Source organism: Roseomonas aerilata DSM 19363, assembly GCF_000711725.1.
Taxonomy (GTDB): domain Bacteria; phylum Pseudomonadota; class Alphaproteobacteria; order Acetobacterales; family Acetobacteraceae; genus Roseomonas; species Roseomonas aerilata.
Genome location: NZ_JONP01000012.1, coordinates 26,997 through 52,217 on the forward strand (window position 1 = coordinate 26,997; position 25,221 = coordinate 52,217).

Consider the following 25,221-nt stretch of genomic DNA (forward strand, 5'->3'; position numbering starts at 1 on the left):
ACCAACCCCCGCCCAAGACGGCGGCAGCCTGCGTCCCGGCGCGGCAAACGCCGCCCGGCGGCCGTCGGGAAGGGGCCTGGAAGCGGCCAAATGCGGGTTGACGCCCCATGGCGCCCGGCGGAACCTCCCGCCCCGCACGGAGGGTCCCCGCCATGAACGTCGCGATCCAAGCAGAGAGCCGGATGCCTGCGGGCATGTCGCCCGAGGAGTGGTCCGTCCGCTGCGACCTCGCGGCTCTCTACCGCCTGGTGGCGCTCCACCGGATGACGGACTTCATCTACACCCATATCTCCGCCCGCATCCCGGGCCCGGAGCACCACTTCCTCATCAACCGCTACGGCGTGCTCTTTGAGAACATGCGCGCGAGCGACCTCGTGAAGGTGGACCTCGAGGGCAACGTGTTGGATGACGAGCCGGCCTCGCGCCGCGTGAACGCCGCCGGCTTCACCATCCACTCCGCCATCCACATGGCGCGGGAGGACCTTACCTGCGTCGTGCACACGCACACCGCCGCCGGCATCGCCGTGTCCTGCCAGAAGCACGGACTGCTGCCGATCAGCCAGCACGCGCTGAAGTTCTACGGCCACCTCTCCACCCACGGCTATGAGGGCATCGCGCTCGACCTGGATGAGCGCGAGCGGCTGATCGCCGATCTCGGCCCCAGCAACAAGGCAATGATCCTTCTCAACCACGGGTTGCTGGTCGGCGGCCGCACCATCCCGGAGGCGTGGAATCAGATCTACTACCTTGAGCGCGCCTGCCAGGCGCAGGTCGCGGCGCTTGCCGGCGGCAGCGAGTTGGTCTTCCCGCCCGAAGAGGTGCGCCTGAAGACCGCCGCCCAGTTCAACGGCCCGCATACCCTCACGCACGCGCAGTTCGCCTGGGAATCCGCCCTGACGATGATCGAGGGCCAGGGCACGGACTACCGTTCTTGAGCGAGCCTCTCCTGATCGCTGGCGGCCGCATCTTCCGCGGCCTCGCGAACGGCTTCGCGGAAGCCCTGCTGATCAGCGGCGACCGCGTCGCCGCCGTCGGCACGGCGGAGGAGGTGGCGGCCGCCGCTCCGGCCGGCACGCGGCGGCTGGATCTTGGGGGCAGGGTCGCCATCCCGGCCTTCAACGAGGCCCATATGCACCTGCTGCCCTACGGCCTCGGCCTCTCCCAGGTGAACCTCCGCGCCGAAGAGGTGCGGACGCTCGACGAGGTGCTGCGCCGCATCGGCGAGGGTGTGAAAGGGGCGAAGAAGGGCGAGTGGGTCCTTGGCCGCGGCTACGACCACGGCGCCCTCGACATCGGTCGCCACCCGACGGCCGAGGAACTGGACCGCGTCTCGCCGGACAACCCCGTCTTCATCACCCGCACCTGCGGCCATATGGGCGTTGCCAACACCGCCGCCCTCCGCGCCGCCGGCGTCGGCCACAACACGCCGGACCCCGAGGGCGGCTCCATCGAGCGCCGCAATGGCGTGCTCACCGGCCTCTTCCTTGAGCGCGCCCGCCGGCTGGTGCTCGATTCCGCCCCGCTTCCCTCCGAGGAGCAAATGGTCGCGGCCATCGAGGCCGCCGGCCGGGACCTCGCCTCCCGCGGCTTCGCGACCGCCTCCGACATGAATGTCGGCATGACCGCGGGCCTGAACGAGATCGCCGCCTACCGCCGCGCCCTTGCCGAGGGGCGGCTGATCCAGCGCATGTGGCAGGTCCTGGCCGGCAACCCTGAGGGCATCGCGGAAAGCGCCTGGAACGAGGGCCTGCGCCCCGACCACACCGACGACATGCTCGCCTGGGGCGCCGTCAAGGTCTTCGGCGACGGCTCCGCCGGTGGCCTGACTGCCGCCTTCTTCGATCCCTACCTGCAGAGCGCGGGCGGTGGGACGGGAATGTTCATGTTCCCGGACGAGACGATGCACCGCCTGCTGGCTCTCTACCACCGCCAGGGCTGGCAGCTCGACATCCACGCCATCGGCGATGCCGCGATCGAGCAGGTGCTGGTCGGCATGGAGCGGGCAGGGGAGGGCGACGCGCCCCTCGCCGGTCGCCGCCACCGCATCGAGCACTGCGGCTTCCTGAACGCCGACCAGCGCGCGCGGATGAAGGCCAACGGCATCCTGCCCGTGCCCCAGCCGGTCTTCCTGTATGAGTTCGGCGACCTCTACGTGAAGAACCTTGGCCTCGAGCGCACCGAGGTTTCCTACCCCATGCGCACCTGGCTGGAGGAGGGCCACAATCCCGCCGCCTCCTCCGACAGCCCCGTCTGCACGGTCGATCCCTTCATCAACCTCTTCACCATGCTCACCCGCAAGACGAACAAGGGCACCGTCCTCGGCGCGTCCGAGACACTGACGGCCGAGCAGGCCGTGCATTGCTACACCTGGTGCGGCGCCTACTCGCAGTTCGCCGAGACCCGCCGCGGCACGCTGGAGCCCGGGATGCTCGCCGATGTCGCCGTCCTGTCGCGCGACATCTTCGCCATCGATCCGGAGGAGGTCCTGACCACCGAGGCCGACCTCACGCTCCGCGGCGGCACCCCGATCTTCGACCGCCACGGCGCCCTCCGCGCCCTCGCCACGGCCTGACCCGATGGGCCGCCACGCCGTCCAGCGGCTTCTTATGGCCATTCCCGTTCTCTTCGGGGTGGTGCTTGTAGGCTTCCTGCTGATGCAGGTGGTTCCGAACGATCCCGCCCTGGTGCGCGCCGGCCCCTCCGCCACGCCTGACGTCGTGGCCGCGCTGCGCGCCGACATGGGCCTCGACAAGCCGCTCTATACCCAGTTCGGGCTCTATCTCTGGCGGCTGCTGCACGGCGATCTCGGCGTCTCCATCATCAACAACGTCCCCGTGCTGCAGGAACTCGGCAACACCGTTGGCCCGACGCTGGAGCTGATGTTCGCGAGCCTCATCTGGTCCATCCCGATCGGGATCGCGCTGGGCACCATCGGCGCCTATCGCCGCGGCAAGCTGGTAGACCGTCTTATCACCGCCTTCGCGGTGGCGGGCGGATCCATCCCCGTCTTCTTCCTCGGTCTCGTCCTCATCTGGTATGTCGGCTTCAAGCTCCAGCTCCTTCCTTTCACCGGCCGCGCCGGTCCGTTGTGGACGGAGGAGGGGTTGGTCGGGATCATCCTGCCCGCGCTGACCCTTGGCGGCACCTTCATCGGGCCCGTCGCGCGCATGACCCGCACCGCCGTACTCGACGTGCTTGGCGTGGAGCATGTCCGCACCGCCCGCGCGAAGGGTCTCGGCGAGTTCCGCGTCGTCACCCGCCACGCGCTGCGCAACGCGATGATCCCCGTCGTCACCCTCATCGGGTTGCAGATCGGCTTCCTGCTCGGCGGCGCGGTGGTCACGGAAACCGTCTTCTCCTGGCCTGGCGTCGGGCGGCTGGCGGTCGGCGCCATCCTCTCGGCGGATTTTCCGATGGCGCAGGGCACCATCATCGTCCTCTCGCTCGGCTTCATCCTCATCAACCTCGTGGTGGATGTGCTCTACGCCGCCCTCGACCCCCGGATGCGCGCCTGATGAGCGCCGCGATCGAACCCCTGGTCCAACAGGAAGCCGCGCCGCCCAAGCGGCCTGGCACCCTCGCGCGGCTGCTGCGCGAGCCGGCCGCCGCCTTCGCCCTCGTGCTGGTCGTGCTGGTGATCGGCGCGGCCCTGCTTGCGCCGGTCCTCTCGCCCACCGATCCCTTCGACAACGACCTCTCCCTCGCCATGCAGGTGCCGGGCTCGCCGGGCCTGCCGCTGGGCGCGGACGCGCAGGGCCGGAATATGGTCACCCGCGTCCTCTACGGGCTTCGCGTCACTCTGTTGATGGGTCTCGCCTCGGTTGCCATCGGCGGCATCCTCGGTGCGCTGGTTGGCTTCGCCGCTGCCTATTACCGCCGGATCGACGGGCTGCTGATGCGGTTGATGGACGTGATGCTCTCCTTCCCCGCCATCCTCTTCGGCCTCGCGCTCGCGGCCATCTTCGGCCCGGGCATCCAGGCCGTGGTGCTGGCCCTCTCCGTCGCGACGATCCCGCTTATGGCCCGGATCGTCCGCGGCTCCGCTCTCGCGGTGATGGGCCTCGACTACATCGAGGCAGCGCGCGCCACGGGTATGTCGGACGCCCGCATTATCCTCCGCCACGTCGCGCCCAACTGTCTTTCCTCCATCTTCGTCTTCGCGACGCTCCGCTTCGGCCAGGTGATCCTGCTGGGATCGGCGCTCTCCTTCCTCGGCCTCGGCGCGCAGCCGCCGATCGCGGAGCTCGGCGCCATGGCGAGCGACGGCCGCAACTTCCTGTTCTTCGCGCCGCACATCGCGGTGATCCCCTGCGTCGCCATCTTCGCGGTGGTGCTCGCCTTCAACGTGCTGGGAGACGCGCTGCGCGACGCGCTCGACCCCCGGCTCCGCACCTAGCAACGAGAGAGGGATTGACGATGAAAAGGTGGCTATACGCGGGCTTGCTGGCCCTGGGTGCCGCGGCTCCCGCCGCCGACGCCCTTGCCCAGGCCGCGCCGCGCAACACCCTCGTGGTGCTCCGCGAGATCGACGCCGACAACTACGACCCGCCCCGCTCCACCGCCCGCGGTGCCGGCGAGGTCATCTACATGATGAGCGACACGCTCGTCTCCCTCGACTGGGACCAGCGCACGGTGCGCCCCGGCCTCGCCGAATCCTGGACCGTGTCCGAGGACGGCAAGACCTACACCTTCAAGCTCCGCCGCGACGTCACCTTCTGCGACGGCAAGCCCTTCACCGCGCGCGACGTGGTCTACACCATCAAGCGCTGGATCGACCCTGCCACCCGCTCCCCGGTCCGCTGGCGCGCGGGTCCGGTGGACGACGTGGTGGCGACCGACGACTACACCGTCGAGTACAAGCTGAAGGAGCCCTACGGCGAGCTGCTCTACCAGCTCACCCTCTTCTTCGGCTCCATCGTGGACCAGGCGACGGTGGAGAAGCTCGGCCCCAATTTCGGCGTGCAGGGCTTCAACGGCACCGGCCCCTACTGCTGGGGCTCCTGGTCGCCGCGCCAGGACTTCGTGCTGACGCGCCACCCGAACTATCGCTGGGGACCGCCGCTCTACAACAACCCGGCGCCGCAGGTTGACCGCGTGATCTGGCGCATCATCCCCGAGGCCAACACCCGCCTCGCCGCGCTCCAGTCCGGCCAGGGCGACGTCACGCAGTACATCCCGCAATTCGCCCTCGCCGGGCTGCGGAACGTGCCGACCGTGAAGCTCGCCCGCCAGGAGAACTACTTCTGGGACTTCTTCATGGGCTTCAAGGTCGACAAGCCCGTGGTGAGCGACCCCGCCATCCGCCGCGCCATCAATCTCGGCACCAACCGCAACGCGGTCGTGCAGGCCACCTTCTTTGGCGCCGCCGACCCGGCCGATGGCTACCTGAACCCGCGCACCGTCGGCTACGATGCCGAGGCCGCGAAGATGGTGCCGCGCTTCGATCCCGAGGAAGCGAAGCGCGTGCTCGACGCGGCAGGCTGGGTGCCCGGCCCTGACGGCGTCCGCGTGAAGAACGGCGAGCGCGCCTCCTTCCTCCTCTACAGCCTGCAGACGACGGAATGGCGCCGCATGTCCGAAGCGATGCAGGCCGACCTGCGCCGCATCGGCATCGACATGCGCGTGCAGCTCTGGGACGCGACCGTGGGCTGGGGCAAGCTGGCGACGCAGGAATTCGACGCCTTCATGATGTCCTATCCCTACATTTCCGCGACGGATGGCTTCTCGCTCTACTTCGACAGCAGCAACCGACCGACGCCGAACCGGATGAACTGGAACGACCCGGAGACCGATCGCCTTCTCCGCATCGCCAAGACCGGTCTGGCCGAGAGTGACCGCATGCAGGCGATCGCCGAGGCGCAGCGCCGCATCACCGCCGCCAATGTTTGGGTGCCCATCGCGCGGGAGCAGCTCTGGGTCGCCGCCTCGCAGCGGACCGAGGGCGTCCGCCCGCATGGCATCTACGGCGTCGGCCTCTACAAGGGCCTCGACATCCGTCTCACGCGCTGAAGCGCGCCAGGGGTGGCCGCCGGTCGCGGCCACCCACCCAAACACCCGGGGAAGAACCATGACCACCGTCATCCGCAACGCCGACGTCGTCGTCGCCTGGGACGCCTCCGCGGGCCGCCACGTCTACATGCAGGACAGCGACGTCGCCTTCGACGGCGGCACCATCACCTTCGTTGGCCGCGGCTACACCGGCCCGGCGGAGGAAGAGATCAAGGGCGCCGGCCTCATGGTCATGCCCGGCCTCGTCAACATCCACTCCCACCCCTCCAGCGAACCGATGAACAAGGGCCTGCTGGACGAGATCGGCTCCCCCGGCCTCTACAATTCCTCGCTCTACGAGTTCATGCCGATCTTCCGCGCGGACGAGGAGGCGGTCCCCTCCTGCGTGCGCGTGGCGCTCAGCGAACTCCTCCTTTCCGGCGTCACCACGGTCGCCGACCTCTCCATGGCGCATCCCGGCTGGCTCGACCTGCTGGCGGAATCCGGCATGCGCGTCTGCGTCGCGCCGATGTTCAAGTCGGCGCGCTGGTTCACGAAGAACGGCCATGTCGTCGAGTACGAATGGGACGAGGCCGCCGGTGAGAAGGCGATGGCCGAGGCCCTCCAGCTCATCGACCGCGCCGAGCAGCACGAGAGCGGCCGGCTCTTCGGCATGGTCGTCCCCGCCCAGATCGACACCTGCGCCCCCGGCCTGCTGCGCGAGAGCAGCCAGGAGGCCAAGGCCCGCGGCCTCTCCTGGCAGATCCACGCCGCGCAATCCGTCGTGGAGTTCCACGAGATCACCCGCCGCCACGGCATGACGCCCATCGGCTGGCTCGACAGCATGGGCCTGCTGAACGACCGCGCCATCATCGGCCACGGCATCTTCCTCGACGAACACCCCTCCACCCGCTGGCACACCGACACCGATCTCGGCCGGCTCGCGGAGACCGGCACCACCGTCGCCCATTGCCCCACCGTCTTCGCGCGACGCGGCATCACCATGAAGAACTTCGGCCGCTACAAGCGCCGCGGCGTGAACATGGGCCTCGGCACCGACACCTACCCGCACAACATGCTCGATGAGATGCGCCTCGTCGGCTATCTCGCGCGCACCCAGGCGACCGACCCGCGCGCCGTCACCACCACGGAGATCTTCGACGCCGCGACCATAGGCGGCGCCAAGGCCCTCGGCCGCGAGGATATCGGCCGGCTCGCCTCCGGCTGCCGCGCCGATATCGTGCTGGTCAACGCCGAGCACCCGCAGATGCGCCCCGGCCGCGACCCGCTCCGCAGCCTCGTCTACGCCGCGGGAGACCGCGCGCTGCGCGACGTCTACGTGGACGGCCAGCTCGTCGTGAAGGACGGCATGGTGCTGACGATGGACTACGAGCAGGCCGCCGCCCACCTGCACGACGCCCAGAAGCGCATCCTCGACCGTGCGCCCTCGCAGGACTGGGCGCATCGCCCGGTGGAGAACATCAGCCCGCCGAGCTTTAACTGGGTATGACGGGCGACACCCTCCTCCGCGTCGAGGATCTTCGCACCACCTTCCCCAGCGGCTCCGGCGAGATCGCGGCCGTGGACGGCGTCACGCTGGACGTTCCCCGCGGCCGTACGCTCGGCATCGTGGGGGAGAGCGGCTGCGGCAAGTCCATGCTCTCGCTCTCCATCATGCGCCTCGTGCCCAACCCGGGCCGCCTCGCCCAGGGCCGGGTGGTGCTGGAGGATCGCGACCTCGCCGCCCTCTCGCCGGCGGAGATGCGCGCCGTCCGCGGCAACGAGATCGCGATGATCTTCCAGGAGCCCATGACCTCGCTGAACCCGGTGCACAGCATCGGCGACCAGATCACGGAGGCTATGCGCGCGCACGACGCAAAGGCGAGCGATGCCGAGCTGAAGTCCCGCGCCATCGAGGCGTTAGGCCGCGTTCGCATCCCCTCGCCGGAGCGGCGCTTCGCCGAGTACCCTCACCAGCTCTCGGGCGGCATGCGCCAGCGCGTGATGATCGCGATGGCCCTAGCCTGCCGCCCGCGCCTGCTGATCGCGGACGAGCCCACCACCGCGCTCGACGTCACGGTCCAGGCCCAGATCCTCGACCTGCTGCGCGACCTGCAGGGGGAGACGGGTATGTCCATCATCCTCATCACCCACGACCTCGGCGTCGTCGCTGAGATGGCGGACGAGGTGGCCGTCATGTATGCCGGCCGCGTGGTGGAGCGCGGCACGGCGGCCGATATCTTCAACGACCCGCAGCACCCCTACACGATCGGCCTCCTCGGCAGCATCCCGCGCATTGAGGAGGACCGCGAACGCCTCCTCTCCATCGACGGCAGCGTGCCCCCGCCCTTCGCCTTTCCGAAAGGCTGCCGCTTCCACCCGCGCTGCCCCTTCGCCATCCGCGCCTGCACGGAGAACGACCCGCCCTTGCGCGAACTCTCGCCCGGCCACCGCGCCGCCTGCATCCGCGCGCCCGTGGAGAACGCCGTGGACGTAGCGGCATGAGCGAGGCTCCTCTGCTCCAGGCGGACGGCATCGCCAAGCACTACCCGGTGAAGAAGGGCCTGATCATCGCGCGCGAGGTCGGCGCCGTGCGCGCGGTGGACGGTGTTTCCTTCTCCCTTTACCGCGGCGAGACCCTGGCGCTGGTCGGCGAGAGCGGCTGCGGCAAGTCCACCACCGCGCGCCTCGTCATGCGCCTGATCGAGCCCTCCGCCGGCCATGTCCATTTCCGCGGCGAGGACGTGACGAAGGTCACGGGCGCGAAGCTGCGCGCCCTGCGCCGCCGGTTGCAGATCGTCTTCCAGGACCCCTATGCCAGCCTCAACCCGCGCCTGACCGTCGCCGACGCCATCGCGGAGCCCATGGCCGTCCACAACATCGGCAACGCCGCCTCCCGGCGCGCGCGCGTCGAGGAACTGCTGCGCCTCACCGGGCTTCGCCCCTTCCACGCCAACCGCTACCCGCACGAGTTCTCGGGCGGCCAGCGCCAACGCATCGGCATTGCGCGTGCGCTGGCAGTGGAGCCCGAGGTGGTGGTCTGCGACGAGCCCGTCTCCGCGCTTGACGTTTCCATCCAGGCGCAGGTCGTGAACCTCCTGCGTGACCTGCAGCAGCGCCTCGGCCTCTCGTACCTGTTCATCGCGCACGACCTCGCGGTGGTGAAGCACGTCGCCGACCGCGTGGCCGTCATGTATCTTGGCCGCATCGTGGAGGTGGCGCCGAAGCACGCCCTCTTCTCCGATCCGCGCCACCCCTATACGCGCGCCCTGCTGGCCGCCATCCCGCGCCCCGACCCTGCCCGTCGTGGCGGCGTGCGCCCATTGGCCGGCGACCTGCCCAGCCCGCTCGCCATCCCACCGGGATGCCGCTTCCACACGCGCTGCCCGCACGCGCAGGCCGTCTGCCGCGAACAGGACCCGCCGCTGCGCGAGATCGCCCCCGGCCACACCAGCGCCTGCCACTTCGCCGAGGACCTGCCACGCTTCGACGCCGAGGCCGGCGCGGGCGTGCCACCCGTCGCCGCGCGCCGCCTCGCGGCCTATGCGGCGGCCCGCGCGGCGCGCACCGCGGCCTGACACCGGGCGCAGCTCACCTCGGCCCTTCGCGCTTGCGGCCCCTCCGCGTCGCGCCCATGCTGTTTGGCGTTGCGGCCGGAGAAATGGCGATGCGGGATCGGGAAACGCGCGAGGGGTGGTTCGCCCAGAAGCGCCGGCAACTGGTTTCCAGCGCCCTGGCGACCGTCGGCCTCACCTTCCTTCCCGGGGAGGGCCGGGCGGCCGATCCGATCGTCCCCGCCGACATCATCCTTCGCAACGCGCAGGTGCTGACGGTCAACGCCGGCTTCGACACTGCCCAGGCCGTCGCCATCGCCGGCAACCGCATCCTCGCGGTCGGCAGCGATGCGGCCGTCATGGCGCTCGCCAATGCCCGCACGCGCGTCATTGACCTGCACGGCGCCACCGTCATCCCCGGTCTGCGCGACAGCCACCTGCACACGATCGGCGCCGCGCGGGACATCTTCAACGTCGCGCTCGAGGATGCGCGCGATCTCGACGCCGTGCTTCGCGCCCTGGCCGAGCGCGTGGCCATCACGCCGCCGGGCGAGTGGGTGATCGCCTCTTCCGGCTGGCACGAGGGGCAGATCGCGGAAGGGCGGATGCCGACCCGGCAGGAGCTGGACCGCATCTCGCCCGAGCATCCCGTCTACATCCCGCGCGGCGGCCACGTCGCCGTCGTCAACTCGGCCGCCCTGAAGCTCGCCAACATCACGCGCGACACGCAAGACCCGCGCGGCGGCGTGATCGTGCGCGGCGATGGCGGCGAGCCCACCGGCTTCCTCATCGAGGGGCCGGCGATGAACCTCGTTCGCCGTCTCCTGCCCGTCATGTCACGGGAGAGGCTGACCGAAGGCCTGGCGCGCTTCAGCACCGTGCTCACCGGCCTCGGCGTCACCGCCTCCACCGAGCCGGGCGCAACGCCCGAGGAGATCGGTGCCTATATGGACCTCTGGCGCATGGGCGGCATGAAGCACCGCGTCCGCATCATGCAGCGGGCCACGGGGCTGGCGGACGTGCGCGCCCGCTCCGCCGTGCTCGCGCCCAATTTCGGCGATGACTGGCTCCGCGTCGGCGGCTTCAAATATCTCTACGACGGCGGCGTCGAAGGTGCCTGGACCTACGACCCCTACCAGATTGTCGAGGGCGAGCAGACCGACCCCGCCTTCCGCGGCAAGCTGCTCGGCCCTGCGGGCGGCGACGCCGAGGCGCTGGAGATGTTCCGCCTCGCCGCCAGCCGCGGCTGGCAGTTCCAGGTCCACATGGTCGGCGACGCCACCACGGACCACGTGCTCGACCTCTGGGAGAAGGTCGCGCAGGACCATCCCATCGCCGACCTCCGCTGGGCCGCGATGCACATCATGCTGTCCAAGCCCGCCTCGCTCGACCGCATGAAGAAGCTCGGCATCCGTGTGACCGTGCAGGATCAGTCCGTGCGCCTGGCCAATAACATGCTGCGCTACTGGGGACAGGAGCGCGCCGCCTGGTGCACGCCCACCAAGGCCGTGCTCGACCGCGGCATCCCCGCCGGTGCCGGCACCGACGCGCCCGTCGCGCACTGGAGCCCCTATGTCGCCCTCTGGTGGCTCGTCACCCGCAAGGTGGAGATCCGCGGCCGCATCACCGATCCCCTTGGGCCGGAGATGGCAGTTTCCCGCCAGCAGGCGCTGCGCCTCTACACCATGGGAAGCGCGGACGTGGACTTCATGGACGACCGCGCCGGCTCCATCGAGCCCGGCAAGCTCGCCGACCTCGTGGTGCTCTCCGACGACCTCCTCACCGTGCCCGAGGACCGGATCCGCGACCTGCGCAGCCGCCTGACGATGGTGGACGGCCGCATCCTGCACGAGGCCTGAGCGGGCGGTGGATTTCCTCCTCACCCGCACCCCGCGCCAGCCGCTCCGCGCGCACGGCGTGCTCGGCGCCACCTCCGGGCCCGAGTGGGATGCCGCCGCTGCGGAACCCGTTGCCTGGGAGGATCTCTTCGCCCTCAGCGGCATCTTCGGCGTCGAGATCGGCGCCGCCGCGGCGCAGGCCGGCGAGATCGTGGAGATGCACGGCTACATGACCCCGCCGATGCTGCCCGAAGCCGACTACTTCGTGCTCTCCCAGGGTCCGATGCCCGACTGCCCCTTCTGCGCGCCCTCGCTCAGCTGGCCGGACGACATCGTGGTCGTCCATCTCCGGGCCGCGGGCGTCGATATCGACCACCCCATGCGCCCCGTCACCGTCCGCGGCCGGCTGTCGCTCGGCGAGGAGCCCGGCCCCGTGCCCGGCCTGTCGAGCCACGCCCGGCTTCTCGACGCCATCTGGCAGCCCGGTGAGGCACCGAACCCGCCAACCGCCTGACGCGCCGTTTACGGAGCCGCGCGGCGACCGCATGATGCGGCCCAAACAAGGGGAACGTCCGCCCATGCTCGTCACGCTCGTCGCCCCGCGCCTGATCCTCTCGGGCGGCGGCTCCGTCTCCAGGGTGGCAGAGGTCCTGGCCCAGCTCGGCCTCTCCCGCCCCCTCGTCGTCACCGATCCCTGGATGGCCTCGTCCGGCACGGTCGAGCGCTGCCTCGCTCCCCTTCGTGCCGCGGGTCTCTCGCCGGCCGTCTTCAGCGAAACCGTCCCCGATCCCACCGACACCGTGGTCGAGGCGGGCGTCGCAGCCTTCAAGGCGGGCGACTACGACTGCCTCATCGGCTTCGGCGGCGGCAGCCCGATGGACACGGCCAAGGCGATCGCCATCCTCGCCGCGGCGCCGGAGGGCACGCATATCCGCGCCTACAAGGCGCCCGCGCAGGCCAATACCGGCGCCGTGCCCGTCATCTGCATCCCCACCACCGCCGGCACCGGCAGCGAGGCCACGCGCTTCACCGTCATCACCGACACGGAACGCGACGAGAAGATGCTTATCGCGGGCCTCGGTGCCCTCCCGCTCGCCGCCATCGTGGACCACGAGCTGACCTGGACCGTCCCCGCCCGCACCGTCGCCGATACGGGCGTGGACAGCCTCACCCACGCGCTGGAGGCCTTCGTCAGCCGCCGCGCCAACGCCTTCAGCGACGACTACGCGCGCCTCGCCATGCGCCTCATCGCGCCCAACCTCCGCCGCGCCTATGCCGACGCTCAGCGCGGCGGCAACGGCCCGCGCGACGAGGAGGCACGGGAGGCGATGATGCGCGGCGCCATGCTCGCCGGCCTCGCCTTCTCCAACGCCTCCGTTGCCCTCGTGCACGGCATGTCACGGCCGATCGGCGCCCATTTCCACGTGCCGCACGGCCTTTCCAACGCCATGCTGCTGCCCGCCGTCACCCGCTTCGGCCTGCAATCCGCCCTGCCGCGCTACGCCGAGGCCGCGCGCATCATGGGCGTCGCGGGGGAAGGGGAGGGGGACGAGACCGCCGCCGCCCGCCTCGTGGAGGAGCTGGAGGCGCTGAACCGCGACCTCTCCGTCCCCACCCCCGCCGCCCACGGCATCGACCCCGCCCGCTGGGATGGGCTGCTGGAAACCATGGCCGCCCAGGCCATTGCCTCCGGCAGCCCCGCCAACAATCCCCGCGTCCCCGATGCCTCAGAGATCGTCGCCCTCTACCGTGAGGCCTATGCCTGACACCAGCATGACGCTCGACGCCGCCGGTATGATCCGCGGCGTCGCCGATGGCGAGGCCGGCGCCCTGCGCCGCCTCTACGACGCGCAGGCCCCGCGCCTCTTCGGCGTGGCCATGGCCATCCTGCGGGATCGCGACGCCGCGGCCGACGCGCTGCACGACGCCGTCGTGAAGATCGCCGCCCGCGCCGCGCAGTTCGACCCCGCGCGCGGCGAGGCCGGCGCCTGGCTCGCCGCCATCGTCCGTCACGCCGCCCTCGACCTCGCCCGCGCCCGCGGCCGCGAGACACCGACCGACGACCCCGCCCTCGGCGACACCGCCGTGGCCCCCGAGGCGCTGGATCGCCTGCTGGAGACGCAGGAGGCCGACCGCCTCCGCGAGTGCCTTAACGCGCTCGAATCCCGCAACCGCCAGGGCATCCTCCTCGCCTTCGTCCACGGCCTCTCCCACGCCCAGATCGCGGCCCGGCTGGACCTGCCGCTCGGCACGGTGAAGGCCTGGATCCGCCGCGGGCTTGCGCGGCTGAAGGGGTGCCTCGCGTGATCCCCTCCGATCCCGAAGCCCTCGACGCCCTGGCCGCCGAGCACGTCCTCGGCACGCTCGACGCGCGGGAGGCAGCCGAGGTGAACCGTGCCCTTCCGGTGGACGCCGCGCTGCGCGAGGCGGTCGCCCGCTGGGAGGCGCGCCTCGCTCCGCTCGCCGGCCTCGCGCCTCCCGCCGCCCCGCCCGACGACCTCTGGAAGCGCATCGAGGCCTCCGTCGCCAAGCGCGCCCCCGCGCAGGTCGTGCCGCTGCGCGCGGTTGCGAGCGGCGCCGCGCCGGCCCGGCCGGACCGCCTCTGGAAGACCTGGTCCATCGGCGCCACCGCGGTTGCCGCAGGCCTCGCCGCCATCCTCTTCCTCCGCCCCGCGGATCCGCCGAGGATGATGACTGTCCTCCTCACCAGCCGCGACCAGCCCGCCTGGCTCGTGGAGGCCGAGGGCGGTGGCCTGCGCCTCGCCAGCCTCAACCCACGCCCCGTGGAGGCCGGCCGCGCGCAGCAGCTCTGGGCCCTGCCGCCCGGCGCCACCGCCCCCACCTCCCTCGGCCTGATCCCCGAGAGCGGCCAGGCCCGCGTTGCCCCCGGGATCGTGCGGCCCGAACCGGGCATGCTCATCGAGATCACCCTCGAACCTCCGGGCGGCTCCCCCACCGGCCGGCCCACCGGTCCGATCCTCTTCATCGGCCGCCTCGCCCCCGCGACCGGCACCTGAGAGCCCTCTCGATCCTGTGATCGTTGCGGCTGCGTCCAGTCGTATGAACGCCCCGTAAGGCGGGGGTGAGGCCGGACGCCTCGCCCCAACCCAAGGAGCGATCCATGACGCACAGCCTTCGCCGCCTCGCTCTTGCCGGCGCCGCCTTCCTCGGTCTCGCCACGGCCGAGGCCGGTGCGGCCACCCTCATCGGCCTCACCGCCGAGGGCAGCCTCGTCCGTATCGATACTGAATCGCGCCGCGCCTCCGCCGCCGTCCGCGTGCGCGGCGCTGAGGGCATCCTTCTCGGCATCGACGTGCGTCCGGCAGACGGGAAGCTCTACGGCGTGACCGATAAGGGCGCGATCGTCACCATCGACCCGATGACCGGCGCCGCGACGAAGGTCAGCCAGCTCTCCGAGGCCTTCGAATCCGGTGGCCGCGCGGTGGTGGACTTCAACCCCGTCGCCGACCGCCTGCGGCTCATGGGCGCCAGCGGCACCAACTTCCGCGTCAATGTCGAGACCGGTGCCGTCGTCCGCGACGGCCAGCTGAAGTACGGGCCCGGCACCCCGCTCGCCGAGACCATGCCGCGCGTCACCGCCGGTGCCTATACCAACAGCACCGCGGGCGCCACTGCCACGATGCTCCTGACCATCGACAGCGTCCTCGGCCAGCTCAACCTCCAGGCGCCGCCGAATGACGGAGTGCAGCAGGTGCGCGGCCGCATCGGCAACGGCGTGCCCGGCACCGCTGCTCTCGACATCCTCGCGGAGGGATCGACGAACACTGCCTATCTTCTCGCGGGCGGCGTGCTCCACACCGTCAACCTCGAGAACGGCACCCCCGCCGCCCTTGGGCCCGTGGCAGGCACGGGCGAGGTGATCGACATCGCGGCGATGCGCTGAACGGCGAGGCATGGCTCCGGGAGAAGGCACCGCTTCCCCGGGGCCGCCCGCTAGCTCCTCATGCCCGCCGCGCGCCAGGCGGAGGCCCAGGCCGGCAGCGCTCCTGCCGGCAGGGGCCGCCCGACGGCGAAGCCCTGGGCGTGGTCCACCCCGCGAATCTTCACGGCCTGCCAGAGCGTCCCGTCCGCGATCCCCTCCGCCGTCACCAACATTCCGCGGGCATGGGCCATGCCCACCAGCCGCTCCACCTCCGACCGCGCCCGATGGCTGGACGGCATCGCCGCCACGAGCTGCCGGTCCAGCTTCAGGCCGGAGAAGGGCAGATCCAGCAGCACGTCCCGCCGGTCGAGCGTCATGTCGTCGATCCAGACCGCGTGCCCCGCCTCCCGCAGCCGCAGCACGGCCCGGTGCAGTGCGGTCACGTCGCGCACGGGTGTCGTCTCGGTCAGCTCAATGCCCAGCAGCTCTGGCCGCATCCCCTCCTCGCGCAGGATACGCCCGAGCCAGGGCACGGTATCCGGGCGCACCAGCACCCCCAGCGGCAGGTTGATGGAAACGGGCAGGCGCAGGGACGCGCGCAGCGCCTGCATCTCCTCCGCCGCCATCCGCCCGACGGCGCGGGCGACAGGCACCGAGAGTCCGCCGCGCTCGGCCATCGGGATGAAGGAATCCGGCCCGACCGGCGTCACGCCCTCGCGCCCGTCCGGCCGCAGCCAGCGCACCAGCCCCTCCACGCCCACCGGCGCGCGGTCCGACAGGCGCACGATCGGCTGGTAGCGCATGGCCACCTCACCCCGCGCGAGGCCGAGGCGCAGCGCCGCCACCTCCGCCGCCTCGCCGGGTTCCCGCCGGCCGGTCAGGCGGCGCAGGGCGGCCATGATGTCCGCCTCCTCCTTCAGCCCCTCCGGGCCGAGGAGCAGCACGCGGGTCTCGCCGAACGGATCCTCCGCCAGCGCGCGCAGCGCCTCTCCGCCCGGCAGCTCCGGCGGCGCCCCGAGGAGCAACGCCAACGGTGGCCGCCCCGGCCCGACCATGCGGCGAAGCGCCTCCTTCGCCACCACCACATGCGCGGGCGCGGCACCAATTCGCTGGAGGCCCGCCTGCACGAGCCGAAGCAGCGGTGGGCTGAGTTGCACCGCGAGGATCTCGTCGTCAGGGGCTCGGGGTGTCATCGCGCGCTTGCCGACCGGTTCCTCTGACGTTTTCCCTGGCGCGGACGTGTCCGGCGCCCCTCGTTTCCCCGGCATAAGACGCCGGGCGCGAGCCGCGTCCTACCGGCGGCCTCAACACGTTCGAGCCAGGATCTCAGCCGCCGACCACCTGCCAGGGAGCGGTTTCCCAGCGCGTCCGCAACTCCACCAGGTCCTGCCGGACGATCGCACCCCATTCCGCCTCGTCCCGGAAGCGCGGCAGCACCGCCCGCCACTCGGCCTGGGCCAGGAACTCCGGGTCCGCCGCGGCCGCCCGCAGCGCGCGGGCGATATGCGCCGCCGGCCGCTCCTCGATGCCCGCGGGCACGGCGACGCCCCGGCGCAGCGCCGCGTCCAGCGCGATCCCCTCCTCGCGCAGCGTCGGCACGTCCGGCAATTGCGGGTGCCGCGCGGCAGCGGCGATGCCGAGCACGGCCAGCCGCCCCTCCCGCGCCGCCACCAGGGCGTCCGGCACGTTCACCAGCGCCGCCGCCACGTTCCCCGATGCCGCGGCTTGCCGGGCCGCGGAGGCGGAGGGGAAGTGCAGCTGCTCCATCGGCAGGAACTGCGCCAGCTCCACCGCCATGATCGAACCGGCGCTGACCGGCGGCGGCAGGCCGAGCGGCCGGTTGCTGCCGGGGGAGCGAAGCGCGGAGAGCTCCGTGCCCGGCGCCGCGACCAGCGCCACTGGCTCCTCCGTCACCGCGCCCATCAACCGCAGCTTGTCGAGCATGCCGGTCGCCCGCCGCTCCACCATCCGGGCAACGAGGAAGGGCGTCGGCGCATAGGCGAGGACGGAACCATTCGTCGGCGAGCCCGTGAGTTCCCGCAGCGCCGCCAGCCCACCCTCCCCGGGGCGGTTCACGACGGAGACCTGCACCTCCTTGATGTGCCGCTCGAGGAAGGGCGCGAAGCCGCGAACCCATAGGTCCGCGCCGCTGCCCCCCTCGGCCCCCACCAGCAGCGTCATGCCGCGCGAACGGCCGCCGGGCGCGACATAGGGGGTGGAGAACTGCGCTCGCGCCGCGCCGGGCACTGCGAGCAGGGCCGCCCCGCCGAGGATCGAGCGGCGGCGGATCACCCCCGAGGCTCCGCGACGGTCCCCGCCGCTGCGCGCGCCGGCCGGGCCGGGGCCGCCTTCGCCACCGCCTCGGTTCCGCGCCGCAGCCGGTTCTCGCCCAGGAAGAGCAGGATCGGCGCCGCGATGAAGATGGAGGAGGAGGCCGAGACGACGATGCCGAAGAGCATCACCCAGGCGAAGCCCGCCAGCGTCTCCCCCCCGAACAGCGCCAGCGGCAGCGCAGAAAGGAAGAGGGTCATGGAGGTGCCGAGGGTGCGGTTCAGCGTCTCGTTGATCGAGCGGTCGATCAGCTCGCGCAGCGGCATCGTCTTGAACTTGCGCAGGTTCTCCCGCATCCGGTCATAGACCACGACCTTGTCGTTGGCCGAGAAGCCGATGATCGTCAGGATCGCCGCGATGGTCGTCAGGTTGAACTCGATCCGCGTGACCGCGAGGAAGCCCACCACCTTCGTTGTGTCCAGGATCAGCGTCACGATGGCGCCCACCGCGAACTGCCACTCGAAGCGGAACCAGATGTAGATCAGCATCGCGCCCAGCGAGATCGCCAGCGCGATCAGCCCGCCCTGGAACAGCTCGTCCGAGACGCGGTTGCCCACCGCCTCCGTCCGAAGGATGCGCGTGCCGGGGGCCGCAGCCTCCAGCGCGCCCCGCACGCGGGACACCGCCTGCTGCGTCGCCGCCTCCTCCCCCTGCACCGGCAGGCGAATGAGGACGGTGGAGGCGTCGCCGAATTCCTGCATTCCGACATCGCCGAGGCCCAGCCCCGTGACGGCGCCGCGGAGCTGCCCGAGATCGGCGGGGCCCGGCGTGCGGGCCTCCATCACGATCCCGCCCTTGAAGTCGATGCCCTTCTCCAGCCCGGGATAGATGGCCAGCACCACCGAGGCCGTGGAGAGGACCGCAGAGACGACGAGTCCCGCGATCCGCCCGCGCATGAACTGAATCCGCGTGTCGTCCGGCACGAGCCGGAAGAGGGGGCGGCGAAGAAAGCCGAGCATGGTTCTATCCCCTCTCAGACCGGCAGCACGCGCGGGCGGGTCGCCCGGTACCACCAGGAGACGATCAGGCGGACGAGGGTCGTCGCCGTCCACATCTGCACCACCGTGCCGATGGCGACCGTCACGGCGAAGCCCTTAACCGGCCCAGAGCCGAAGGCGTAGAGGCAGGCCATGGCGATGAGGTTCGTCAGGTTGCTGTCCATGATGGTGCCGGACGCCTTGGTGAAGCCTGCCTCCAGCGCCTGGATCGGCGTCCGCCCGGCGCGCGTCTCCTCGCGGATGCGCTCGTTGATGAGGATGTTCGCGTCCAGCGCCGTGCCCAGCGTCAGCACGATGCCCGCGATACCCGGCAGCGTCAGCGTCGCCTGCAGCAAGGAGAGGGCCCCCATCATCATCAGGATGTTGACCAGCAGCGCGATGTTGGCGAACCAGCCGAGCAGCCCGTAGGCCAGGCCCATATAGAGGAACACGAAGAGCGCGCCCGCCGCGAGCGAGATCACGCCCGCCCGGATAGCGTCCGCCCCCAGCTCCGGCCCGACCGTCCGCTCCTCCACCACCGTCAGCGGGGCGGGCAGGGCGCCGGCGCGCAGCAGCACGGCCACGTCGTTGGCGGTGCGCGCGTTGAAGCTGCCGCTGATCTGCCCGCGCCCGCCCGTGATGGGCTCGCGGATCACCGGCGCGGTGATCACCTTGTCGTCCAGCACGATGGCGAAGGGCCGGCCCACGTTCTGGCGGGTCACCTCCGCAAAGCGGCGGGTGCCGACGGAATCGAAGGTGAAGTTCACCACCCACTCGTTGTTCCGGCTGTCCTGCCCGGCCCGCGCGTCGGAGAGGTTCGCCCCGTCCACCTCCACCCGACGCCGCACGGCGTAGCGGCTGGGCGCCTGCCCGCCGCGTTCCTCACCCTGGAGGAACTGCACGCCGGGAGGCGGCGCGCCGGCGGCAGGGTTGGCGTTCTCGTCCAGCAGGTGGAAGGTCATGCGGGCAGTGCGGCCCAGCAGGTCCTTGATCCGGTTAGGATCCTCGACGCCCGGAAGCTGCACGAGAATGCGGTTCTGCCCTTGCCGTGCGATCAGCGCCTCGGAGACGCCAGTCTCGTCGATGCGGCGCCGGACGATCTCGAGCGACTGCTCCACGGCCCCGCTCCCCCGCGCGACGAGCGCGGCGTCGGAGAGCGTGGCCGTCAACGTCCCGTCAGGGGCCGTCGTCACGGCGATGTCCGGCTCCGTCGCGGTCGCGGAGCCGCGCACGGGCACCGGGTTCGCCAGCTCCCGGATCGCCGCCGCGGCCGCTTCGGCCTGGGCGGGGTCGCGCACGCGAAGGCTCATCCGCCGGTTGTTCGGGTCGCCCGCGAGGTTGGCATAGCCGATGTTAGCGGTGCGGAGCCGCGTCCGGGTCGCGTCCAGCAGGCTCTCCACCCGCTCCCGCACCACCGCGTTCATGTCCACCTCCAGGAGGAGGTAGGAGCCGCCGCGCAGGTCGAGGCCAAGCGAGATCTGCCGGGCCGCCCAGGCCGGCAGCACCGAGCGGGGCACGAGGTTCGGCACGCAAAGGATCAGCCCCAGGACGATGACGCCCAGGATCGCGGCGACCTTCCACCGCGCGAAATACAGCATGGCCTTTGCGGCCCCCCGTCGAACCGTGTGTAAGAACTGGCACTATGCCACGAAAATTGGGCCGGAAGATGCTTCCCGCCCGCCCCCGATGCAACCCGGGACAGTCCCTGCTACAGGCTGGCGCAGTTCGAGGGAACCTGAACATGCGTCTTCGTCTGGGCATTCTTGGCGCCGGTCATTTCGGCCGCTTTCACGCGCTGAAGGCCTCGAAGGCGCCGCGCCTGGAATTCGTCGGCCTGCACGACGCCGACCCCGCCCGCGCCGCCGCCGTCGCCGCTGAGGCCGGCTGCCCCGCCCTTTCCGCTGATCAGGTGATAGAGGCCGCCCAGGCCGTGATCGTTGCCGCCCCCACCGCCTTCCACCACGGCCTGGCCCACGCCGCCCTCTCCGCCGGCCGCCACGTGCTGGTGGAGAAGCCCATCGCCGCGACGCTGGAGCAGGCCGACGACCTCATCGCCCTGGCGAAGGCCAAGGGCGTGGTGCTCCAGGTCGGCCAGCTCGAGCGCTTCTCCGGCGGCATGCGCGCGCTGCGGGCCGAGGGAGGACTCGCCGCCCGCGTCGGCCGTCCCCTCTATATGGAGGCGATCCGCATCGCTCCCTTCCGCCCCCGCAGCCTCGACGTCTCGGTGGTGTTGGACCTGATGATCCATGACCTCGATCTCGCCCTGGCGCTGGCCGGCAGCCCGCTTGTGGGCGTGGACGCGGTCGGCACCCGCGTCCTCTCCCCTACGATCGACATCGCCAATGCACGCCTCCGCTTCGGCAACGGCGCCGCCGCCACCATCACCGCCAGCCGCGTCTCGCTGCACATGGAGCGGCGCCTGCGCCTCTTCGGCGATGCCGGCTACCTCAACCTCGACCACCTGAAGCGCGAGATGGTCTGGGTGAGGAAGGGGGAGGGGGCACCGCTGGAGCAGATCCCCGGCCACGGCCTCCTCACCGCCACCTGGGCCGAGAGCGACAGCCTGGAAGCCGAGCACGCCTCCTTCGCCGCCGCCTGCCTCGACGGCGCCCCGGTGGAGGCCGACGGCGCTGCCGGCCGCGCCGCTCTCGACGCAGCCCTGCGGGTGGAGGAGGCCGTCCGCGCCTCGCTCGAAGCGGCGGGCGTGTGACCCTCCGGCGCTATCTCGACCAGCGCCTCAAGCTCCACCACCTCCGGGCGGTGGAGGCTATCGCCGTGCAGCGCAGCCTGCTGCGCGCCTCCGCTACCCTCGGCATCAGCCAGCCCGCCCTCACGCGCACCCTGCAGGACCTGGAGGAGATCACCGGCCAGCGCCTTTTCGATCGCCTGCCGCGCGGCGTGCGCGCCACGGAGGCCGGCACCCTCCTCGCCACCTCCGCCCGCCGGATCCTGGCCGAGCTGCGCCGCCTGGACGAGGAGCTGGACCGCCTCTCCGAGCCCGGCGGCGGCACGGTGGCCATCGGAACCCTTCCCGTGGCCGCGACGGGCGTCCTGCCCGGCGCGCTCACCCGCCTCACCGCGGAGCACCCGGGAATCCGCGTCCGGCTGGAGCAGGGGCGGACGGAGGAACTCCTCCCCAAGCTCGCGGCCGGGGAGATCGACCTCATCGTCGGCCGCCTCTACGAGCCCGCGGTGCCCGATGGCTTCCCGCGCGAGCCGCTCTGGGAGGAGCCGATCTCCGTCCTCGTCCGCGCCGGGCACCCCGTGCTCGACCTGCCCGAGATCACGCCGGAGGCGCTGCGCCGCTACGAACTGATCCTTCCCACCGTCAGCCAGCGCGTCGGGCAGGAGATCGAGGGGCTCGTCGCGCTTCTCGACCTTGCTCCCACCACCTCGCTCCGCTCCAGCTCCTACGGCTTCATCCGGGAGATGCTGCACGCGACCGACCTGATCGCCGTCATGCCCCGCCTGATGATGGCCGGCGACCTCCTGCGCGGCACGCTGCGCGTGGTGCCCTTGCTGGCGCCCGCGCCCCCGCGCCCCGCCGGCCTCATCCTGCCGCAGGACCGGCCCATGCCGCCGGGCGGCCTCGCTTTCATCGCCTGCCTGCGCGCCCATGTCGCCGAGATCGGCGAGCGTGGCCTGGCTGCTATAACCCTCGCTGATACTTCGGCCCTGGAAAGCGATAGGACGGTGGGGCGCCCGGCGCGTTAGTCATATGTCCTGGCGTTCTACAGGATTGGGCCGGAGCATAGGCCGAACCGGCAACGGAGGAACACGGCATGGCGGCAACCGGCACAAGCGGGCTTCCCGGCACGGGGCGGGCCTGATCGCATGGCCCCTACCACCCTCCGCACCGCCATCGGCAGCTATCCCCGCACCCGCGCCCTGAAGGAAGGCGCGGTCGCCTCCGACCTCCTCCGCCTCGACCTCGTCGACATCCCCGTCATCAGCCGCGCCTTCGCGCCGATGGTGCGGGAGGGGCGCTTCGACGTGTCGGAGATGGCGATCGCCACCTTCCTCCAGGCCCGCGTCATGGGCCGCCCGATCGTGTTGCTGCCCGTGGTGCTCGCGGCCCGCTTCCAGGAATCAGCCATGCTCTGCCTTGCGGGCAGCAGCATCCAGGGCCCCGCCGATCTCGCCGGCCGTCGCATCGGGGTCCGCGCCTATAGCCAGACCACCGGCATGTGGCTCCGCGGGATCATCGCCGAGCACGGCGGCCCGCCCCCCTCTGCCAGCCGCTGGATCACCTTCGAGGAGGCCCATGTCCAGGGCATTGCCGACCCGCCCTGGGCCGAGCGTGCCCCCGCCGGCGCCGACATGCTCGCCATGCTCCGCAACGGCGAGCTGGACGCGGTGATCGTCGGCAATGACGTGCCGGACGACCCGAACCTCCGCACCGTCTTCCCCGATCCGAAGGCGGCGGCGGAGGTCTTCTGGCAGCGCCACGGCTTCGTGCCTGCGAACCATCTCCTGACCGTCAGCCAGGACCTTGCCGAGAAGCGGCCGGAACTCGTGCAGGAACTCCTCCGCATGGTCCGCGCCTCCGCCGCCCCAGTGCCTGCGGGCGAGCGCGGCGCGCCGCCCGCCACCCGTGTGGCCCTGAACCCCATCATCCAGCTCGCGCTCGACTACATGACGGCGCAGGACATGCTCCCTCGTCCGCTCACGCTGGACGATGTCTGGGCCGGCCTGCCCGCCGGCGTGGAATAAGGAAAGAGACCCATGACCAGCTTCGCGATCATCGGCTTCGGTGAGGTCGGCGGCATCTTCGCCCGCGACCTGCGCGCGGGCGGCGCCAGTGCCATCAATGCCTTCGACGTGGCGGACGCCGCGCGCGAGCGCGCCCGGGCCTTCGGCGCCACCGTCCATGCCAGCGCCGCGGAGGCGGCGGCCGGCGCGGATGTCGTCTTCGTCTGCGTCACCGCCGGCTCCGCCCTCGCCGCCGCCGAATCCCTCGCGGGCGGCCTCTCGCGCGCGCCCTTCGTGGTGGACGTGAACTCTGTCTCCCCCTCCACGAAGCAGGCGAACGGTCGCGCAGTAGCCGCCCATGGCGGGCGATACGTCGAGGCCGCGGTGATGGCGAGCGTGCCGCCCAAGGGCCTGCGCTCCCCCATCCTCCTCGGCGGGCCGGACGCGCAGGGCTTCATGGACCTCATGGCCCCTTTCGGCATGGACCTGAAGATCTACTCGCCCGAGATCGGCCGCGCCTCCGCGGTGAAGATGTGCCGCAGCGTCATGGTGAAGGGCCTGGAGGCGCTAACCACCGAGTGCATGCTCGCCGCCCGCCACTACGGCGTGGAGGAGGACGTGCTCCGCTCCCTCTCCGACACCCTGCCGCACGAGAACTGGCGCAACCTGGCGCGCTACGTCATGAGCCGCGCCCTCATCCACGGCAAGCGCCGCGCGGAGGAGATGCGCGAGGTCGCCCGCACGGTGGAGGAGGCCGGCGTTGCCCCGCTGCTCAGCGCCCCCATCGCGGAGCGCCAGGACTGGGCGGCCGCCCGCGGGCGGGAAATGGGCCCGGAGCAACTCGCCACCACCGACCTCGACGCGCTCCTCGATGGGCTGACGGCCGCCATGCACCACAAGCAGGCGGCTGAGTAATCATTCGCTAAGCAAGGCGGCCGCAAGAGCACGGCCCCATCAAGAAAGGAACGCACATGTCCATTCTCCGCCGTGACGCCCTGCGTCTGGGCGGCGCCATGGCCCTGGCCGGCGCCATCCCTGGCGCTGCCCGCGCCCAGGCTCTTCCGGACAAGCCCATCCGCCTGATCGTCCCCAATGCCGCCGGCGGCGTGGCCGACCTCACGGCCCGCACCGTGGGCGCGGCACTGTCCGAGCGCATCAAGCAGCCCGTCGTCATCGAGAACCGCCCCGGCGCGGGCGGTATTGTCGCCGGCCAGACCCTGCTCACCGCTCCCGCCGACGGCGCGACGCTGATGGTGGCGACCAACGCCCACGCCATCAGCAAGTCCCTCTTCCGCAACCTGCCCTTCGACCCGCTTAAGGACTTCGCGCCGGTCGGCCTGATGGGCACCTTCGCCATCGCGATCCTCGTCGCGCCGGGCTCGCCGATCCGCACCGCGCAGGACCTGATCGCGGCGCTGAAGCGCGACCCGCAGAACACCAACCTCGGCACCATCAGCGTCGGCAGCACGCAGAACCTGGCGGCCGAGCTGTTCAAGACCACGGCCGGCGTGGATGCGACCACTGTGCCCTTCTCCGGCACGCCCCAGTTGCTCACCAGCCTGCTGCGCAACGACGTGACCGCCGCCTTCGAGATCGTGGCCCCGCTGATGGGCCAGCTGAAGGACGGCTCGCTGCGCGCCATCGCCGTTACCTCCTCGGCCCGCGCGGCCAACCTGCCGGATGTGCCCACCCTGCAGGAGGCCGGGCTCGCCGGCTTCGACGTCACCTCCTGGAACGCCGTCGTCGCGCCCGCGCGCACGCCCGCGCCCGTGATCGAGCGCCTGAACCGGGAGCTGAACGCGGCCCTGGCCGACCCTGCCGTGCGCAGCAAGCTGCTGGAAGCCGGCGTCGAGGCGAAGGGCGACAGCCCCGCGCAGCTCGGCCAGCTTCTTTCCAGCGAGGCCGAGAAGTGGCGCGCGGTGATCGAGCGCGCCGGCATTGAGAAGCAGTGAGACGAG

General features: G+C 71.4%; 23 protein-coding genes. 19 read left to right on the forward strand and 4 right to left on the reverse strand.

What is annotated here, in order from left to right; all coding sequences use genetic code 11:
* The first annotated feature begins 152 nt into the window (after nucleotides 1-152).
* From BO39_RS15090 to BO39_RS15155, 14 genes are all read left to right on the forward strand, one after another.
* A complete protein-coding gene (locus BO39_RS15090) occupies nucleotides 153-935 on the forward strand; it encodes a class II aldolase/adducin family protein (protein ID WP_043834780.1) in 783 nt (260 codons plus the stop codon).
* Entirely contained in the window at nucleotides 932-2,572 is a 1,641-nt protein-coding gene (locus BO39_RS15095) for an amidohydrolase (RefSeq protein WP_043834782.1), read from the forward strand. The genes BO39_RS15090 and BO39_RS15095 overlap by 4 nt, the downstream gene beginning before the upstream one ends.
* A 4-nt stretch (nucleotides 2,573-2,576) precedes the next feature.
* Complete coding sequence (locus BO39_RS15100; protein WP_043834784.1) at nucleotides 2,577-3,515, forward strand: ABC transporter permease; 939 nt, start codon at nucleotides 2,577-2,579, stop codon at nucleotides 3,513-3,515.
* Nucleotides 3,515-4,396: an ABC transporter permease gene (locus tag BO39_RS15105; protein ID WP_043834786.1), complete on the forward strand. Its 882-nt coding sequence runs from the start codon at nucleotides 3,515-3,517 to the stop codon at nucleotides 4,394-4,396. Before BO39_RS15100 ends, BO39_RS15105 begins: the two co-directional genes overlap by 1 nt.
* A 20-nt stretch (nucleotides 4,397-4,416) precedes the next feature.
* On the forward strand, nucleotides 4,417-6,009 hold the full coding sequence (locus BO39_RS15110) for an ABC transporter substrate-binding protein (RefSeq protein WP_043834788.1): 1,593 nt from the start codon (nucleotides 4,417-4,419) through the stop codon (nucleotides 6,007-6,009).
* A 58-nt stretch (nucleotides 6,010-6,067) separates the two neighbouring features.
* The gene (locus BO39_RS15115) at nucleotides 6,068-7,498 is read left to right on the forward strand and encodes an amidohydrolase family protein (protein WP_043834790.1); all 1,431 of its coding nucleotides are present in this window, start codon (nucleotides 6,068-6,070) and stop codon (nucleotides 7,496-7,498) included.
* Nucleotides 7,495-8,493, forward strand: coding sequence for an ABC transporter ATP-binding protein (locus BO39_RS15120; RefSeq protein WP_043834793.1), 999 nt, complete (start codon nucleotides 7,495-7,497; stop codon nucleotides 8,491-8,493). Before BO39_RS15115 ends, BO39_RS15120 begins: the two co-directional genes overlap by 4 nt.
* On the forward strand, nucleotides 8,490-9,566 hold the full coding sequence (locus BO39_RS15125; protein WP_043834795.1) for an ABC transporter ATP-binding protein: 1,077 nt from the start codon (nucleotides 8,490-8,492) through the stop codon (nucleotides 9,564-9,566). The genes BO39_RS15120 and BO39_RS15125 overlap by 4 nt, the downstream gene beginning before the upstream one ends.
* Before the next feature lie 89 nt (nucleotides 9,567-9,655).
* On the forward strand, nucleotides 9,656-11,401 hold the full coding sequence (locus tag BO39_RS15130; protein WP_169742768.1) for an amidohydrolase: 1,746 nt from the start codon (nucleotides 9,656-9,658) through the stop codon (nucleotides 11,399-11,401).
* A 7-nt stretch (nucleotides 11,402-11,408) separates the two neighbouring features.
* A complete protein-coding gene (locus tag BO39_RS15135) occupies nucleotides 11,409-11,894 on the forward strand; it encodes a hypothetical protein (protein ID WP_052402135.1) in 486 nt (161 codons plus the stop codon).
* Between the two features lie 64 nt (nucleotides 11,895-11,958).
* On the forward strand, nucleotides 11,959-13,146 hold the full coding sequence (locus tag BO39_RS15140; RefSeq protein ID WP_043834799.1) for an iron-containing alcohol dehydrogenase: 1,188 nt from the start codon (nucleotides 11,959-11,961) through the stop codon (nucleotides 13,144-13,146).
* Nucleotides 13,139-13,687 (forward strand): sigma-70 family RNA polymerase sigma factor, encoded by a 549-nt coding sequence (locus BO39_RS15145; protein ID WP_043834801.1) that lies wholly within the window; start codon nucleotides 13,139-13,141, stop codon nucleotides 13,685-13,687. Before BO39_RS15140 ends, BO39_RS15145 begins: the two co-directional genes overlap by 8 nt.
* Complete coding sequence (locus BO39_RS15150; RefSeq protein ID WP_052402136.1) at nucleotides 13,684-14,397, forward strand: anti-sigma factor; 714 nt, start codon at nucleotides 13,684-13,686, stop codon at nucleotides 14,395-14,397. Before BO39_RS15145 ends, BO39_RS15150 begins: the two co-directional genes overlap by 4 nt.
* Nucleotides 14,398-14,501: 104 nt before the next feature.
* Nucleotides 14,502-15,284 carry a DUF4394 domain-containing protein gene (locus BO39_RS15155; protein WP_043834806.1) on the forward strand — a complete coding sequence of 261 codons (783 nt, stop codon included), beginning with the start codon at nucleotides 14,502-14,504 and terminating at the stop codon, nucleotides 15,282-15,284.
* Between the two features lie 50 nt (nucleotides 15,285-15,334).
* Here the strand turns inward: BO39_RS15155 and BO39_RS15160 are convergent, their stop codons facing one another.
* The 4 genes from BO39_RS15160 to secD form a co-directional block, all read right to left on the reverse strand.
* Complete coding sequence (locus BO39_RS15160) at nucleotides 15,335-16,456, reverse strand: EAL domain-containing protein (RefSeq protein WP_043834808.1); 1,122 nt, start codon at nucleotides 16,454-16,456, stop codon at nucleotides 15,335-15,337.
* A 133-nt stretch (nucleotides 16,457-16,589) separates the two neighbouring features.
* Complete coding sequence (locus BO39_RS15165; RefSeq protein WP_043834810.1) at nucleotides 16,590-17,555, reverse strand: tripartite tricarboxylate transporter substrate-binding protein; 966 nt, start codon at nucleotides 17,553-17,555, stop codon at nucleotides 16,590-16,592.
* The gene (gene secF / locus BO39_RS15170; protein ID WP_043834812.1) at nucleotides 17,552-18,553 is read right to left on the reverse strand and encodes a protein translocase subunit SecF; all 1,002 of its coding nucleotides are present in this window, start codon (nucleotides 18,551-18,553) and stop codon (nucleotides 17,552-17,554) included. Before secF ends, BO39_RS15165 begins: the two co-directional genes overlap by 4 nt.
* Before the next feature lie 14 nt (nucleotides 18,554-18,567).
* Complete coding sequence (secD, locus tag BO39_RS15175) at nucleotides 18,568-20,169, reverse strand: protein translocase subunit SecD (RefSeq protein ID WP_043834813.1); 1,602 nt, start codon at nucleotides 20,167-20,169, stop codon at nucleotides 18,568-18,570.
* A gap of 143 nt (nucleotides 20,170-20,312) precedes the next feature.
* Here secD and BO39_RS15180 point away from each other — a divergent pair, with 143 nt between their 5' ends.
* From BO39_RS15180 to BO39_RS15200, 5 genes are all read left to right on the forward strand, one after another.
* Complete coding sequence (locus BO39_RS15180; protein WP_043834815.1) at nucleotides 20,313-21,281, forward strand: Gfo/Idh/MocA family protein; 969 nt, start codon at nucleotides 20,313-20,315, stop codon at nucleotides 21,279-21,281.
* Complete coding sequence (locus tag BO39_RS15185; protein WP_043834818.1) at nucleotides 21,278-22,285, forward strand: LysR family transcriptional regulator; 1,008 nt, start codon at nucleotides 21,278-21,280, stop codon at nucleotides 22,283-22,285. The genes BO39_RS15180 and BO39_RS15185 overlap by 4 nt, the downstream gene beginning before the upstream one ends.
* Nucleotides 22,286-22,405: 120 nt before the next feature.
* Nucleotides 22,406-23,284: an ABC transporter substrate-binding protein gene (locus BO39_RS15190; RefSeq protein WP_043834821.1), complete on the forward strand. Its 879-nt coding sequence runs from the start codon at nucleotides 22,406-22,408 to the stop codon at nucleotides 23,282-23,284.
* Nucleotides 23,285-23,296: 12 nt separating this feature from the next.
* The gene (locus BO39_RS15195) at nucleotides 23,297-24,178 is read left to right on the forward strand and encodes an NAD(P)-dependent oxidoreductase (protein ID WP_043834823.1); all 882 of its coding nucleotides are present in this window, start codon (nucleotides 23,297-23,299) and stop codon (nucleotides 24,176-24,178) included.
* A 56-nt stretch (nucleotides 24,179-24,234) separates the two neighbouring features.
* Nucleotides 24,235-25,215 carry a Bug family tripartite tricarboxylate transporter substrate binding protein gene (locus tag BO39_RS15200; protein WP_043834825.1) on the forward strand — a complete coding sequence of 327 codons (981 nt, stop codon included), beginning with the start codon at nucleotides 24,235-24,237 and terminating at the stop codon, nucleotides 25,213-25,215.
* The last annotated feature ends 6 nt before the right edge of the window (nucleotides 25,216-25,221 follow it).